This is a genomic window from Staphylococcus sp. LKG3-1, assembly GCF_048568385.1.
GTDB classification, from domain to species: Bacteria; Bacillota; Bacilli; order Staphylococcales; family Staphylococcaceae; genus Staphylococcus; species Staphylococcus saprophyticus.
In genome coordinates this window covers 1,386,791-1,402,240 of record NZ_CP183796.1, presented here as the reverse complement: position 1 = coordinate 1,402,240, position 15,450 = coordinate 1,386,791, and the positions used below count along the sequence as shown (strand labels likewise).

The following is a 15,450-nucleotide window of genomic DNA, read 5'->3' as shown; positions in this document are numbered from 1 at the left end:
AGAAACATCAAATGTTAAAAATGAAAAAGTAGATGATCAAGCAGACGTAAAAGCGAATCCAACTTCATCAGAAGATAAAGCTAAACCAGAAACTGCGCCTGATATTAATTCAAAAGAAGACACAAAAAATGAGCAACAAGACCAACAAAGCCTCACAGAAGATGAAACAACACAAGAACCACAACGTATAGAAAATAATGGCGATAAGAATAATTTAAAAACAAAAAAAAATTTGATACAGAAAAAGTAGATTTAGATCCAAACGCGAAAGATAGTTCTTATAAAGCAAAAGATAAAGTTGAAAATGAAACAGCTACACCTCGAAAACGTGCTGATGCTGAAGAAGTAGAAGCGGATAAGTTACTTAAAGATTCAAAAACTGCAAAACAAGGTGAATATAAAAACAAATACCCGCTGATTTTAGTAAACGGTTTCTTTGGTGGCGTAGGTGAAAATAGACCTGTTTTTTACCCTAATTATTGGTGTGGGGATAAATTCCATATCAAAGAGCAATTTGAAAAGTCAGGGTATGAAGTACATGAAGCTACAGTTGGTACTTTCAGTAGTAACCATGATAGAGCAACGGAACTTTATTATTATATCAAAGGCGGTCGTGTAGATTATGGTCAAGCACATGCTGAAAAATATGGTCATGATAGATACGGACGTACATATACTGGCGTGATGCCAGAATGGCAACCAGGTCAAAAAGTTCATTTAGTTGGACATAGTATGGGTGGTCAAACCATTCGTCTACTTGAACAAATGTTACGTTACGGTAATCCCGAAGAAATAGCTTATCAAAAGGAACATGGTGGAGAGATTTCACCACTTTTCAAAGGGCAAAAGGATAATATGATATCTTCTATAACCACTTTAGTAACACCTCATAATGGTTCGCCCGCATCTGATAATTTAGGTAATCGTGACTTTGCGAAAAAAATACTAAATGATATTGGTAAAGTCAGCGGTAATCGTTTTTCAAATTTAGATTTAGGTTTTAGTCAATGGGGATTCAAACAGCATCCAAATGAAAGTTATATCGAATACTCAAAACGTATAAAGAATAGTCTTTTATGGGATACAAAGGATAATGCATTAACCGACTTAACAGCCGAAGGTTCGGAACAATTAAATCAAAATACCTCACTGAACCCTAATATTGTTTATACGTCATATGCTGGGGAAGCTTCACATGCAACATTATCTGGCAAATATGTTCCAAATATTAGACAATATCCACTAATGGATTTAACAAGTCGGATCATTGGTAAAGATAAGAATCAGCAATTGAGATTAAATGATGGTATTGTACCTACTATTTCATCCTTATATCCAAATGGACAAGCCTATAAAAATGTAACAGATATTAGTTCAGCTAATGAAAAAGGTATTTGGCAAGTCTTACCAGTTAAAAAGGATTGGGATTATATGGATTTTGTTGGTATGGATCCTACAGATTATAAACGCACTGGTGAAGAATTAGAACAATTTTATACTGGTATTGTTGATCATTTAATGCGCGTAGACGAATCCGAAAATAGAAATCTAGCTGTCTAAACTACCAATAAGCTAAATAAAGTTATTGCCCATTTCCATAAATTTTTGGAGATGGTTTTTTAATATGCTTATATGTCCTTAATTATTAGCTTATGTGTAAGTAGGGGAAACCCAATAGATCAACATAAAGAAAAACGGTAGAGTCACCAATAAAGTGACTCTACCGTTATGATTTTTACTATAAAAATTAACTCGTGTAAACGTTCATTATCGTTAGTCTATTTGAATATTAGATGAAGAACGTTCTTCTTGTGTTTTTTTAGGTAATGTTACATTTAACATGCCATTCTCATATGAAGCTTTAATAGCATTTTCATCAACATTTTCAAATGGGTATTGACGTTTGACGTTGCTCGTACTACGTTCTTGATGAATTAGACGACCTGCTTCATCTTCCTCATTGTTTTCAATAACTTGTTTTCCTTCAATAGTTAAAACATTGTTTTCAAACTGTAAACTAATATTTTCTTTTTGAAAACCAGGGAGTTCAGCTTCCACGACATAGGCATTATCTAGTTCTTTTACGTCTGATTTAATGCTTGTACTATCTGGGAATTGCTCAAAAAACTGACGTCCAAAATCTTTAAATAAATCTCCAGGATTTCCTTCAAAAAATGAATTGTTAAACGGTCTCATATCAAAAGCCATCGTACATCTCTCCTTTAAATATTATTTTATAAAAATTTAGTCTATTGAAATTTGTGTTTTTGTTTGTTTGATTGGTAGCATAACAGATAAAATGCCATCATCCATTGTGGCTTTAATAGCATTTGTATCGATGTTTTTGAATATAAATTGTCTGCTTTGTTCATCAGTACTACGCTCTTTGATAAGATATGTCATCTCATCTTGCTGTGCATCTGAATGTTTTGCAGTAATTGTTAGTGTTTTATCTTCATAATTGATTGAAATATGTTCTTTTTGATAACCAGGGAGCTCAGCTTCAACTGTGTATTGATTATCTGACTGATAAACGTTTACTTTGAATTCATGATGATTTGATAATAAACTTTCTAATAAATCTTGTGGAAGATTACTGGTATTTTGTATCATCTCTAATCACCTCTCCTTTAACCTTACAACTACAGTATAATACTATAGTCAAAGAAAGTCAAAGTCAAAGCATTAGACATAAAAAAACACCACTTGTAATAGGGCGTTCATTAAATAAATATATGTAAATAGATTTATACAACTACATATGGCAAAAATAGTGAAATACAGTGGTAGTTAAAAAAAGATAAGTAAAGTCAAAAATAATTATAAAATGTACTTCTAACTTTAACTTATCCATCGTAAATTAAATATTTTGTTGGAAATGCTTGTTAACAAAATTTTGTAATGTTTCTTTTAAGTCAATCGCTTCATCAACTTCCATATCAAATTCGCTAAAGACTTGTTTAGATATATTAGAAAGTGGTTCTTTAATATCTTTACCTTTTGTTGTAAGCGCTATTTGTAAATTGCGCTCATCATCAATTTCACGTGTTCTAGTCACGTAACCTTTTTTCTCTAGTTTTTTTAATAATGGTGTAAGTGTACCTGAATCTAGAAAAACACGTGCACCTAGTGTTTTAATATTTAATTTTTCTTCCACTCCGATTGCCAATAAAACAATGTAGCCTGTATATGTTAAATCGAATTCTTTTAAATAAGATGTATATTTCTTAATTATCTCTTTAGAAGAAACATAAAAAAGAAAACATAGTTGTCGTTCTAACGTGTTGTCTTTTTCCTCCATTATAAATCACCCCTTATGAAAGTTAACCTTATTATGAACGTTGTCTATTGTCAAGCAACAGTTGTGCGCCTCTTTTACACTCTCGTTATAATATTTTATATATAATACATAATGCAAAACAATATATAGAAAACCAACTCATTTGATAGGATTTATTCTTAACAAATGACAGGGCGTAATTTACTTATAATGAGTAATGAATTTAAGAAGATTTTGTTACAAAAGTGCTTTAATACTTTATTAATGAATTGTAATCAGTCATAATAATAACATTATGGATTTTAATATATACATATCGTTTTATGTATAAAAAAGTTACAACAATTATGATTAATCATTGTTTATAGAAGGTTATGTTTTAATAAAAGGAGTTTAATGATGAAAACATTTTTAAAAATCATAGGGCTATTGGTCATATCACTGATTATTGCTATCGTATTTTTCTTTGGTATGAGAACGTATCAAGGTCATAAAAATTTGGAATTAGTTGACCATTATATGGACGAAAAGCATTTAACAGAAAAAATTAAGACAGAAAAGACACTTTATAGTGCCAAAAAAGGATTGTATTATAAAAAAGTAGAGTTTAAGGATGATCCAAAATACACTTATGTTGTTCAACCGATTAGTACTTATAAAGGCATATTAGTTCAAGGTTTTGATAGTGAAACGAATAAAAATGTTAAAGATGCGAAGCACAATGCATTTAAACAAGATTACAAACCTAAGGATTAGCTCATAAAATAGCTGAAGTATGAAAGCCTTTAAAAATAGGAATAACACAGAAATCAAATGATTATATGAGTTACTTCTGTAGATTATCAAGCACGCTTAAAAGTTAATATTTAAAAAAGACGAATCCATTTATTATGGATTCGTTCTTTTTTGTAAATATACTGTTTTGTTAGAATTTCTGGCTTTTAAATATATAAGAAGTATGGTTTTTTTATGTTACTCAAATATAAAATTAAATAGAAAAATTTCAATTCCATCGCATAATTACTATATATACTAAAAAGAGTTAAAGTTAAGAAAAAAAGCATGTTATTGTTAAAGCCTTTGTATTGATTGTCGTAAAGGTTTAATTATGTAACTTAAATAATAATTAAAAATGAATTAAGTTATTTTAAGTGTATAAAGTTTTAAAATGTAGAAAAAATAGATGTGTAAAAAAGATTTAATTTGGTATAATTAGTCGATATTATAAAAGGGGAGAAACATCATGACAATATTTAAGAAAATAAGTTTACCAATGCAAGTTATGATTGCTTTGGTATTAGGTGTCATAGTAGGTTTATTGCTCTATGGTCATAGTGACGTTGCTAATTATATTAAACCATTTGGGGACATCTTTTTAAATTTAATAAAAATGATAGTGATACCAGTAGTATTTTGTTCACTAGCTTTATCTATTTCTAATGTTGGTGAATCTAAAACAGTGGGTCGTTATGGTTTTAAAACAATTCTTTATTTTGAAATTATAACAACAATTGCTATTGGATTAGGCATTATATTTGCTAATATTTTTAAACCAGGCGCAGGCTTAGATCCAAATAAGTTACCTAAAGGGGATATAAGTCATTATGAAAGTTCAGCAAAAGCTGCAGAACAATCTACATATGGCAACCATTTTATAGATACGATTGTCAATATTGTACCGACCAATATTTTTGAAGCTTTGACAAGTGGTGAATTGTTACCAATTATATTCTTTGCAGTATTTTTTGGTATTGCTTTATCGACAATAGGTCAAAAAGCTAAACCTGTAAAGCTCTTTTTATCAGGTACATTAGAAGCTGTTTTTTGGATGATAAACAAGATACTTAAACTTGCACCTATTGGTGTGTTTGCGTTTATTTGTACAACGATTATGACGTTTGGTGCATCAGCACTAATTCCATTGTTAAAATTATTATTAGTTGTTATAGGCGCTATGATATTTTTTGTAGTAGTCATATTAGGCATTGTTGCAAAAATATGTGGTGTCAGTATTTTTGCTTTAATGAAAATCTTGAAAAACGAATTAATCTTAGCTTTTTCAACTTCTAGTTCTGAATCAGTGCTACCTATTATAATGCAAAAAATGGAACGCTTTGGCTCACCGAAAGACATTACCTCTTTTGTCGTACCAATCGGCTATACATTTAACTTAGATGGATCAGCATTATATCAATCAATTGCAGCATTATTTGTAGCACAAATGTATGGTATCGATATGTCCATAGGGCAGCAAATCATGTTGATGGTTACTTTGATGGTAGCGTCTAAAGGTATGGCAGGTGTACCAGGGGTTTCTATAGTTGTATTGATAACAACATTGACATCTATGGGCTTACCAGCAGAAGGACTTGCGTTAATTATAGGTGTTGACCGTATATTAGATATGGTTAGAACATGCGTAAATGTCATGGGGAATGCATTGTCTATAATTGTTATAGCAAAATGGGAGAATGCTTATGATAAAGAAAAAGGACAAGCATATTTAAAATCGATTTAATTATAAAAAGCGGTTGTGGAAAACCATTTAGTTCCTAAACTGACTTTACTTCTCACGCTTTTATAATTAGTTTGAACGAGACATATTTCTATAAATGTAAAAATAGCTATGAAAAAATCTACTACTATAGATTTCTTCATAGCTATTTTAGTATATCGAATTTGATATGTGGAAAATATATTTACATACCCTTCATGCCGCCCATATCATGGATTTTCATCATTAAGCCATGTGGAATATCGTCATGATCTACAACTTCCATCTTACTATAAGTGTCGTCACCGTCAGCTTTTACTAATTTAACAAAGTCTCCTTTTTTAGGTGAAAAATCAGACTTTGATGGTAACTTAACATTCTTCTCAATTTTATGATCTTTTTCACTTATGACTTTATCAGCTGTCGTAGCATCTTTCATATATCCGTAATAAGTTTCTTTTTGTCCACTTGTGAACATCATTATAATCAATATAACAGCTATAACTAACATGATTACACTTAACGATATAGCAAATACTTTACTATTTTTCAATGTGCAACGCTCCTTTTCAAACTATTTGTTTCTGTTACAAATAACATTCTATAACATTGCCATTCAAAATGAAATGATTCAGATACCGTGTTAATAATCTATAATTGTACAGATTCATTGAGATGTAAATTAAGTTAAGTTTAACATTAGTGTGATTCTAAGATGGTAAAATACGTATATATTTCAATTCATCATGATGTAAAGTGAAGTATAATGGTGAATCTGAACGAGAGAAGTGTCTTATTTCAGCTTTAGGAATTGTGGAATCTTCAATATAGCGTAATAATGATCTTTCAATATAAGTGTCATTAAATGAAGAAGGTAATGCATAATCAACAAATCCATGCTCTCTGTTCAATGTTTGAATGAACAACGTTGTTTTAGCTGGTAGATGTTTTTCTTTTAAAATGAATTTTTGAACATCTTGTGTTGATGATCTTTGATATGGTGCGTTAAACAATAAAAGATGAATAGAATGATCTTCATGCAGAATAATATAGTTTTGGTGAATGGCTGTATATTTACTAATGAAAGGTTTAACAAATTGATATAAGTACATTAATGGTTCATAAATACCATGGTTATTCATTAAGGCGATATCATATTTTTCTTTACGTATTAATTCATAGCCGACGCCACTACCTCTTTTTAACATGATAAGCATATGGCACATTAAATCTGTAATTTGTAAGGGATGTTTTCCGTCATAAAGTAAAAAACCTTTTTTAGATAATTTCGTATAAACAAATTTTGAAGCATCAATTTGTGTTTCTTCGATGAGTTTATTATAGTATTCAAAATGACTCATTGAGTTATTGAAATGCGTACTTTTTTTGTTAAGTAATGTTTGTACGTTGTCTTGCTCAATATCGATGAAATGAAAATCAAAATTAAACCGATTTAATAATTTTGACGCATTCTTTAATGAGTGTGTCTGCTCTATGACACCTTCAACTGTGATGCCAACTTTAATATTGAGCTTCACATTGAAATTTTTGATTTTAATGTATAAACGATTAATATCTGTTAGAGATAAATGTGTCGCATCTAGTAACAATAGGAAATTATAATCACGATTTTGTTTGACGTACTCAGGTTTATATTTTAAAAATTGAAAGATACTATCCTCGATGACATCAAACTGATTTAAGGATTTAATTCTTATGGCAATACCAACATAATTTGAAAATAAAGCATCGATAAAGTCAATCATACCTGTAAGACTTAGATTTTCTAATGCTAAATTACGACTATTATTTATTAAAATATAGGCATTCGTTAAATCTTTAAAGCTAAACTTTGTATTGTAGTCAGATTGCACAATATCCATCAAATTATCAACGTGTATAAAAACAGTAGGTGATTTAATAGCATCATTAAAAGTTAATTGATTTAACTCAATGTTGATTTGATTTATGGTCTGCGGTTTATCTGAGGTATAAGTATCTATAGCACTTTGATACTGGCTAATATCTTCATTAACAAGTTGAACAATCATTTTAGGATTAGATTGAACATTTTTTCTGAATTCATTTGGTGTCATTTGCATAAAATGTTTAAATTGTTGCGTATAGTTTGAATAATGATTAAAACCAAACTGTTCGGAAACCTGATAAATGGTTTGCTTATTCTGAACAAGTTCGGAAAGTGAAAGGGCAATTTTCAAGCTCGTAATATAATTTTTAAAACTCATGCCTAGATGTTTTTTGAACAGAATTGAAATATAAGATGCCGAGATATAGAATGATTTGGACACGTCTTTAGATAAAAGAGGTAGTGAAATATTAGCTTTAATAAATTCAGTAATTTTATTTAATAAACTATTTTCAGTGTCTATCGTTGGAATATAAGGCGTATCATATTCGACTCTGGCTTCTTTGTTTAATTTCGTGATAATTTCTGTCATTAGAGAAGTATCAATAGTAAATGATTGGTTTAATTGTTGCGCCATTGTCAAAATTTGATATTTTAAATATGGTTCAGAATTTAGTAATTTAAAATTATAATTGGAATTGAAAAAGTGTTTTTCTAATTTTATAAAATGTCTAATAGGTATGCATATTTCAACTACTTGTTGTGCATTCGATATTTGATATAAATCACTATGGTTAATGATAATAATGTTATTTCCAGCTGAGATTTTTCTTCCATTTAAAGTTATGTCTAAATGATTACTCAGTGAAAACAATAAGATCACTTGATTGATACAACGGCGTGTAATGGTGTTTAAATACTCATGAATACATAAAGTTGTATTATCCATCGTAAAAGCAACTCCTGATAATAAAATAACATGCTATAAATATATTGAACAAAATACATTATATTATAAAAAGTTGAAAATTTTAATCCTTTAAATATAAATAATTTTAAATCTTACAAAGTGATTTAAAGCTTAAAATTAAATTTACCACAATTTAATTTTAAGGTTGGATAATTTTTCCGAATGAAGAGAGTTAATTTTTAAAATGAATTCAAAAATACGAAGGAGGATTCACAATGGAACATATTTATTCTGAATTTTATAGACAAACAGAAAAGATCACAGAACCTAAATTACAAGTATTAGGCGTAGTACTTCATGATGATGCTGAAAATTATACAGCTAAAGCATACATTGAGTGGTTGAAGCGCAGAATAAATAGAAATGAATTAGAGAAAGGCTGGGCATGTCTCTATGTAGACGCTAATACGTGCTATTGGTTTCATCCATCTGAATATATAGAATGGCACTGTGGTAACGCATTTGCTAATTCACATTATGTAGGTATAGAACGTTGCCAATCTAAAATAAATGGTGTTTTAGATGATGAGGCATTTATGAGAAATGAAGAAGCTAGTTTCAAAATGGCTGCACTTATATTGAACAAATATCATTTACCTATAAACCGTGAAACAGTGAGATTGCATAAGGAATTTTTTGACACTGAATGTCCTGCACGAGCGTGGAAAATTCATTTAGGTAACGTAGAAACAAATCAGCAAACGATACAAAAATTACAAGATTATTTTATTGAAAGAATTAAGTCCTATGCTAGTTATATATCAGATGAAGAATTAAAAACGGTAGGGTAATATGTTGTAGTTGCCATAGATGTAATAATAAATAATTAAAGTAGGATATTGCGTTCTTAGTTGGAACCGGTTACAATAAGGATAAAGATTTTTGGTACCGGTTCCATTTAATGAGGAGGGATTTAATTGAATTATAAAAAGTCTGCGGAAGAACTATTAAATGCAATAGGAGGAGAAGACAATCTAGACGCAATGGCGCATTGTGCTACGCGTTTACGACTTGTTCTTAAGGATGAAAGTTTAGTTGATGAGAAAGTATTGAATGATATGGATGTCGTTAAGGGAACGTTTTCAACAGGTGGTCAATATCAAATTATTATTGGCTCTGGTACTGTCAATAAAGTGTTTAATGAATTAGAAAACATAACAGGTAAAGAAGCTTCTACAACTTCTGAAGTGAAAGCACAAGGTAATAAAAATATGAATCCATTTCAGCGATTTGTCAAAATGTTATCGGACATTTTTGTACCAATCATACCGGCAATTGTAGCTGGTGGTCTATTAATGGGTATTAATAATATTTTAACAGCACCAGGTATTTTTTATGATGGTCAATCATTAATTGACGTACATAACCAGTTTAAAGGGCTAGCTGAGATGATCAATGTCTTTGCTAATGCACCATTTACATTGTTACCTATATTAATAGGTTTTAGTGCTGCGAAGCGGTTTGGAGGCAACGCCTTTCTTGGTGCAGCTTTAGGGATGATATTGGTACATCCCGATTTAATGAATGCCTATGATTATCCGAAAGCTGTAGAAGAAGGTAAGGCAATCCCTCACTGGAATCTCTTTGGTTTAGACATTAACCAAGTTGGTTATCAGGGGCAAGTGCTTCCTATGTTAGTGGCTGCATATATTCTTGCGACAATTGAAAAAGCACTACGTAAAGTAGTACCAACTGTCTTAGATAATTTACTTACGCCATTATTATCTATATTAGTTACTGCATTTGTTACATTTTCATTTGTAGGACCAATTACACGGACATTAGGCTATTGGTTGTCAGATGGTTTAACATGGCTGTATGAATTTGGTGGTGCGATTGGCGGTCTGATTTTCGGATTATTATATGCGCCTATTGTAATTACTGGTATGCATCATAGCTTTATTGCGATTGAAACACAGTTGATTGCAGATAGTGCTTCAACAGGTGGGTCATTTATTTTCCCAATTGCGACAATGTCGAATATTGCGCAAGGTGCAGCAGCACTAGCAGCTTTCTTTATTGTTAAAGAAAATAAAAAACTTAAAGGCGTCGCATCTGCAGCGGGTATATCAGCATTATTAGGTATTACCGAACCAGCTATGTTTGGTGTTAACTTAAAACTTAGATATCCTTTTATTGGTGCGATAGTAGGTTCAGGTATAGGAGCAGCCTATATATCTTTCTTTAAAGTGAAAGCAATCGCGTTAGGTACGGCAGGAATCCCTGGTTTTATTTCTATAAGTGGCCAACATAATGGCTGGTTACATTATGGGATAGGCATGTTAATCGCCTTTATCGTAGCATTTGGATTAACATATGGGCTATCTTATAGAAAAGGGAATAAAGCCATTTCAAAATAGCTAAAAGTTGTTATAGATTACAAGTTGAAAACATTGTCAGTTTTGGAGTTATATGGCACAAATTTTGTTCTTTAAATGGCATAAATAATATTAAATAAATTAATATTGTCTATAGTGTTTAGTTTATAAAGTTATAAAAGGAGCCTGGGATTTATGTCCCAGACTCGTATAGAATATAAGTATTTTAATTATTGTTTATATTCATTGATTTATATTAATAAAATAAAACACCTAAAATAATACCTATCAAAACAATAGCCCAAGAAGGCAATTTAAAATACATTAATAATATGAACAATGAGCTGGCTAAAGCAAAATCTAATTCTGATTTAATCGTTGAAGTCCAAATTGGGTTATAAAAAGCAGCAATAAGAATACCGACTACGCCTGCACTTATCCCTTTTAAAAATCCTTCAGCATAAATATTAGATTTAATATTATCCCAGAATGGCAAAATTCCAAATAACAAAAGAAATGCTGGTAGGAAAATAGCAATAGTAGCCAAAATTGCTCCTCCAATCCCTTCCATAGACATACCAATGTATGAAGCAAACGTAAATAACGGTCCGGGTACAGCTTGAGCAGCAGCATAACCCGTTATGAAGTTATCGGGTGATATTAATCCTGATGGTACAAACTCATTTTTCAATAAAGGTAAGACAACATGTCCTCCTCCAAAAACTAAAGAACCTGATCTATAAAAACTATCAAACATTTTTAACCATAGATTATTTGTCATAGAACTAGCGATAGGTAATACAGTTAATAGTAAAAAGAATAATAATAATGAAACAAAACCTAATTTTTTAGGTAACTTAAATGATTTGTTTTTTATTTTGGTTCTATCTGTTGATGTTTGTTTTAGAAAGATGAGACCATATACACCAGTTATTGATAGTGCAATGACTTGTATATAAAGATTATTTATTACTAACGATAATATAAGAACAAATAATGCTAATGCAATAGTGGTTTTGGTATTTGTTAATTTTTTGCCCATTCCTATAATAGCTTGGCCTACAATAGCAACAGCTACTAGTTTTAAACCTTGCATCCAAGTGAAACTTACATCACTATTTGTAAATAGCGCTGAAAAAATCATTAGTATAATTACAGATGGGAGCGTAAATCCGATAAATGAGATAATACCTCCTCCGATGCCGGCTCTTATAGTTCCTATACCAATACCTACTTGGCTACTTGCAGGGCCAGGTAAAAACTGGCATAGTGCTACCAAATCAGAATACTCTTTTTCATCAAGCCATTTTCTTTTTTTTACATATTCATCATAAAAATAGCCTAAATGGGCAGTAGGTCCACCGAATGATAATAAACCAAGTTTTAATGCAACAAAAAAAATATTTATATATTTATACATAAAGGTCTCCTTATATTTCGTTGGTTAACTCTTTTAATTTTTCTCTAGATTCTTCTAAAAACTTTTCACCTTCTGGAGTTATTGAATAGTATTTTCTATTTTTTCCATTTACAGTTTTCGTGGTACTTTTTAAAAGGTTCTCGTTTTCTAGTGTATGGAATATTGGATAAAGGGTACCAGGACTCATATTATAACCATGTTCTTCTAATTCTTTAATCATCCAAGCCCCATATATTTTATCTTCTTTTGCATGATGTAATATATGGATATAGATAAATCCTAAAAATAGTTTTCGTTGTATTTTACTTTTCAATATATCTCTCCTTACTTAAAATCGAATTACGATATCGTAATTCGATTTTAATATGTGTAAATACTCTTGTCAATTAATTTATTAAGTTTGAAATCAGTGAAGTAGTAGTAAAAAACATCAAGTATCTACTTGATGTTTTTACTAAAATCTTTAATTGTATTACCTATTTCATCTCTAACACGTTGGTGCCACTTTACTTGATATATGAGAATATTTTTACTTAATAAATAAGAAAGAGAAATGCAATTTGAACATTGCAATTCTCTTCTCTCTATTTTGGACTATTTAGTTTAAGTGACGAATACTATACTTATGAATCATATTTTTTATTGGTTCCAGATTTTGAACATCAGTAGTTACAGACACATAACAATCTGGACGTACCAGAAAGGCCGAATTTTCTTTAATACCTTTTACAAATATCTTTTACTGATATTTCATCAAAGTTATATGTATTCAATAAGCTTACTAAAGCACTTTCTATCTTTTCTCTTGATTTTATTATACGTATATCTGTTATTTTTTCATCCAAAGTATTCCACTCCTCGGGTATTAAAATTATTCAACTAACATAATTAACAAGATATCTTTTAATAAATATTATACATTATTATAGAGAGTGTACAGAAAATAACCATTTTCTGTACACTCTCTTTTTATATCTATATATATATGTCAGTTTTGGAGTTATATGGCACAAATTTTGTTCTTTAAATGGCAAAACACCTCTTATTAACTAAATAAGAGGTGTTTATGATTATCTCAATTTAAACTTTTCTATAGCTAATTTAATCTCGTCTCTAACACGTTGGAATTCTGACCATTCTTTACCTGCTGGATCATCAAAACCCCAATGCTCTTTTTTAACGTTTGGTGGTAAAATAGGACAATTATCGTCTGCATCACTACATAACGTTACGACCAAATCTGATTGTTTTAAAATATCATTATCAATCAAGTCTGACGTATGGTTTGATATATCAATATCTACTTCTTTCATAGCTTCTATTGCTTTAGGATTAACACCATGTGTTTCAATACCAGCAGAATAGACATTCCAACCTTCACCCAATATTTCCTTTCCCCAACCTTCAGCCATTTGGCTACGACAAGAGTTTCCTGTACATATAAAATAAATTGTTTTCTTATCCATAATTAAAGCCCCTTTTCTTAAAATATGATTAGTGTAAGGTATAAACCTAAGAGTGTTACAAATAGGACTGGAATAGTGATGATAATTCCAGTTTTAAAGTATGTTCCCCACGAAATCTTCACACCTTTTTGTGTTAAGACATGTAGCCACAATAATGTTGCTAAAGAACCAATTGGCGTAATTTTAGGTCCTAAATCAGAACCTATGACATTCGCATAAACCATGCCTTCTTTTAATATTCCTGTAGCACTGGATTGGCCAATCGCTATTGCATCTATTAAAACAGTTGGCATGTTGTTCATAATCGAAGATAAGAAAGCAGCTATAAAGCCCATACCCATGATGTTGCTAAATAACCCATAATTTGAAATGTTTGTTAAAACATCCCCAAGGATCGTTGTAATACCTACATTTTTTAGTCCAAACACAACAAGATACATACCAATAGAGAATACAACGATATTCCATGGTGCACCTTTAATCACTTGTTTTGTATGAACTGCTTTAGATTTACGAGCTAATATTACAAAGATAAAAGCAATAATACCAGCAATAATTGATACAGGAATTTGGATAAACTCGCTAACAAGATATCCAACGAGTAGTACTGCTAATACTATCCATGAAAGCTTAAATAACTTAGAATCTTTAATTGCACTTTTAGGATCTGATAGATTTTCTGTATCGAACGTTTTAGGTATGGATTTTCTGAAATATAACCATAAAACGAGAATACTAGCAATCAGAGAGAATATATTAGGAATGATCATTCGGCTAAAATATTCAATAAATCCAATATCGAAGTAATCTGCAGAAACGATATTAACTAAGTTACTTACAATTAAGGGAAGTGATGTAGTATCAGCAATAAAACCACTGGCAATAATAAAGGGGAAAATCACTTTTTGATTAAATCCTAGATTCCTTACCATCGCTAATACAATAGGCGTTAAGATTAAAGCTGCACCATCATTTGCGAAAAATGCTGCTACAATTGCCCCAAGTAACATAATAAAAACAAACATTTTTAAGCCATTACCGTTTGAAGCCTTGACCATATGTATCGCAGACCATTCAAAAAAACCAATTTCATCTAATATTAATGAAATAAGAATAACAGCCACAAAAGTTAAAGTTGCATTCCAAACAATACCTGTTACTTCTAATACATCAGAAAGACTTACGACTCCTGTAATGATGGCAACAACAGCTCCAATTAAAGCTGTAATACCAATATCTAAACCTTTTGGTTGCCAAATCACAAAGGTTAAAGTTAAAAGAAAAATTACAATTGCTAAAATAGTCATCAACAGTCACCTGATTTCACATTTTTACATACACATCTTTGATTAGATGTATTAATGATGTTCAAGTTTTGGATAATATCATCTAAAATAGCATGATTAAGTTGATACCAATGTTTATTGCCGTCTTTTCGTGTTGTAACTAATTCATTATCTACTAATGACTTCATATGATGACTTAGTGTAGGTTGTGAGAATTGAAAGTGTTCTAATAAGTCACAAGCGCATAGCTCACCACAAGAAAGTAAATCTAATATTTCTAACCTACTTGGATCTGATAAAATTTTTAATATTGTTGATAGTTCTTTATAAGACATGAATAAACCTCCTA

General features: G+C 30.5%; 14 protein-coding genes and 1 pseudogene. 5 read left to right on the top strand and 10 right to left on the bottom strand.

The genetic code is table 11. The features are described 5' to 3' along the window. Positions 1–297: 297 nt before the first annotated feature. Positions 298–1,560 (top strand): annotated as a pseudogene (lip, locus tag ACM595_RS07055) (YSIRK-targeted triacylglycerol lipase); the annotation flags it as partial. A gap of 213 nt (positions 1,561–1,773) precedes the next feature. Here lip and ACM595_RS07050 read toward each other — a convergent pair. The 3 genes from ACM595_RS07050 to ACM595_RS07040 all read right to left on the bottom strand — a co-directional run bounded on the left by ACM595_RS07050 (position 1,774) and on the right by ACM595_RS07040 (position 3,301). Beyond that, positions 1,774–2,208, bottom strand: a complete 435-nt coding sequence (locus ACM595_RS07050) for an Hsp20/alpha crystallin family protein (protein ID WP_011302459.1) — start codon at positions 2,206–2,208, stop codon at positions 1,774–1,776. Between the two features lie 36 nt (positions 2,209–2,244). Beyond that, complete coding sequence (locus ACM595_RS07045) at positions 2,245–2,613, bottom strand: Hsp20 family protein (RefSeq protein WP_069826178.1); 369 nt, start codon at positions 2,611–2,613, stop codon at positions 2,245–2,247. A 247-nt stretch (positions 2,614–2,860) separates the two neighbouring features. Then, positions 2,861–3,301, bottom strand: coding sequence for a MarR family winged helix-turn-helix transcriptional regulator (locus tag ACM595_RS07040; RefSeq protein WP_037537787.1), 441 nt, complete (start codon positions 3,299–3,301; stop codon positions 2,861–2,863). Between the two features lie 378 nt (positions 3,302–3,679). Between ACM595_RS07040 and ACM595_RS07035 the strand changes: the two genes are divergently transcribed. Both ACM595_RS07035 and ACM595_RS07030 read left to right on the top strand, forming a co-directional pair. Continuing rightward, the gene (locus ACM595_RS07035; RefSeq protein ID WP_081326491.1) at positions 3,680–4,036 is read left to right on the top strand and encodes a DUF3139 domain-containing protein; all 357 of its coding nucleotides are present in this window, start codon (positions 3,680–3,682) and stop codon (positions 4,034–4,036) included. Positions 4,037–4,523: 487 nt separating this feature from the next. Beyond that, positions 4,524–5,798 carry a cation:dicarboxylate symporter family transporter gene (locus tag ACM595_RS07030; protein WP_069826180.1) on the top strand — a complete coding sequence of 425 codons (1,275 nt, stop codon included), beginning with the start codon at positions 4,524–4,526 and terminating at the stop codon, positions 5,796–5,798. Positions 5,799–5,979: 181 nt separating this feature from the next. Here the strand turns inward: ACM595_RS07030 and ACM595_RS07025 are convergent, their stop codons facing one another. Then, positions 5,980–6,327: a DUF4889 domain-containing protein gene (locus ACM595_RS07025; protein WP_069826181.1), complete on the bottom strand. Its 348-nt coding sequence runs from the start codon at positions 6,325–6,327 to the stop codon at positions 5,980–5,982. Positions 6,328–6,484: 157 nt separating this feature from the next. Beyond that, complete coding sequence (rsp, locus tag ACM595_RS07020; protein ID WP_069826182.1) at positions 6,485–8,590, bottom strand: AraC family transcriptional regulator Rsp; 2,106 nt, start codon at positions 8,588–8,590, stop codon at positions 6,485–6,487. 236 nt (positions 8,591–8,826) lie between these two features. Here rsp and ACM595_RS07015 point away from each other — a divergent pair, with 236 nt between their 5' ends. Then, positions 8,827–9,402, top strand: a complete 576-nt coding sequence (locus ACM595_RS07015) for an N-acetylmuramoyl-L-alanine amidase (protein ID WP_002482463.1) — start codon at positions 8,827–8,829, stop codon at positions 9,400–9,402. A 126-nt stretch (positions 9,403–9,528) separates the two neighbouring features. Continuing rightward, the gene (locus ACM595_RS07010; protein ID WP_041079226.1) at positions 9,529–10,971 is read left to right on the top strand and encodes a sucrose-specific PTS transporter subunit IIBC; all 1,443 of its coding nucleotides are present in this window, start codon (positions 9,529–9,531) and stop codon (positions 10,969–10,971) included. Between the two features lie 214 nt (positions 10,972–11,185). Here the strand turns inward: ACM595_RS07010 and chrA are convergent, their stop codons facing one another. The 5 genes from chrA to arsR all read right to left on the bottom strand — a co-directional run bounded on the left by chrA (position 11,186) and on the right by arsR (position 15,436). Continuing rightward, the gene (chrA, locus tag ACM595_RS07005; RefSeq protein WP_019467791.1) at positions 11,186–12,349 is read right to left on the bottom strand and encodes a chromate efflux transporter; all 1,164 of its coding nucleotides are present in this window, start codon (positions 12,347–12,349) and stop codon (positions 11,186–11,188) included. Positions 12,350–12,359: 10 nt separating this feature from the next. Further along, positions 12,360–12,662: a PadR family transcriptional regulator gene (locus ACM595_RS07000; RefSeq protein ID WP_041079224.1), complete on the bottom strand. Its 303-nt coding sequence runs from the start codon at positions 12,660–12,662 to the stop codon at positions 12,360–12,362. 757 nt (positions 12,663–13,419) lie between these two features. Continuing rightward, complete coding sequence (arsC, locus tag ACM595_RS06995; RefSeq protein WP_003756625.1) at positions 13,420–13,815, bottom strand: arsenate reductase (thioredoxin); 396 nt, start codon at positions 13,813–13,815, stop codon at positions 13,420–13,422. Positions 13,816–13,832: 17 nt separating this feature from the next. Continuing rightward, positions 13,833–15,125 carry an arsenite efflux transporter membrane subunit ArsB gene (gene arsB / locus ACM595_RS06990; protein ID WP_162835587.1) on the bottom strand — a complete coding sequence of 431 codons (1,293 nt, stop codon included), beginning with the start codon at positions 15,123–15,125 and terminating at the stop codon, positions 13,833–13,835. Beyond that, on the bottom strand, positions 15,122–15,436 hold the full coding sequence (gene arsR, locus ACM595_RS06985) for an As(III)-sensing metalloregulatory transcriptional repressor ArsR (protein WP_000120603.1): 315 nt from the start codon (positions 15,434–15,436) through the stop codon (positions 15,122–15,124). Before arsR ends, arsB begins: the two co-directional genes overlap by 4 nt. Between the last annotated feature and the right edge of the window lie 14 nt (positions 15,437–15,450).

What these genes read in the sequence shown, in the direction of transcription:
- ACM595_RS07030 (WP_069826180.1), top strand. Translation starts at nt 4,524, where the DNA reads ATGACAATATTTAAGAAAATAAGTTTACCAATGCAAGTTATGATTGCT.
- arsC (WP_003756625.1), bottom strand. Translation starts at nt 13,815, where the DNA reads ATGGATAAGAAAACAATTTATTTTATATGTACAGGAAACTCTTGTCGT.
- ACM595_RS07015 (WP_002482463.1), top strand. Translation starts at nt 8,827, where the DNA reads ATGGAACATATTTATTCTGAATTTTATAGACAAACAGAAAAGATCACA.
- rsp (WP_069826182.1), bottom strand. Translation starts at nt 8,590, where the DNA reads ATGGATAATACAACTTTATGTATTCATGAGTATTTAAACACCATTACA.
- ACM595_RS07035 (WP_081326491.1), top strand. Translation starts at nt 3,680, where the DNA reads ATGAAAACATTTTTAAAAATCATAGGGCTATTGGTCATATCACTGATT.
- ACM595_RS07045 (WP_069826178.1), bottom strand. Translation starts at nt 2,613, where the DNA reads ATGATACAAAATACCAGTAATCTTCCACAAGATTTATTAGAAAGTTTA.
- chrA (WP_019467791.1), bottom strand. Translation starts at nt 12,349, where the DNA reads ATGTATAAATATATAAATATTTTTTTTGTTGCATTAAAACTTGGTTTA.
- ACM595_RS07050 (WP_011302459.1), bottom strand. Translation starts at nt 2,208, where the DNA reads ATGGCTTTTGATATGAGACCGTTTAACAATTCATTTTTTGAAGGAAAT.
- arsR (WP_000120603.1), bottom strand. Translation starts at nt 15,436, where the DNA reads ATGTCTTATAAAGAACTATCAACAATATTAAAAATTTTATCAGATCCA.
- ACM595_RS07040 (WP_037537787.1), bottom strand. Translation starts at nt 3,301, where the DNA reads ATGGAGGAAAAAGACAACACGTTAGAACGACAACTATGTTTTCTTTTT.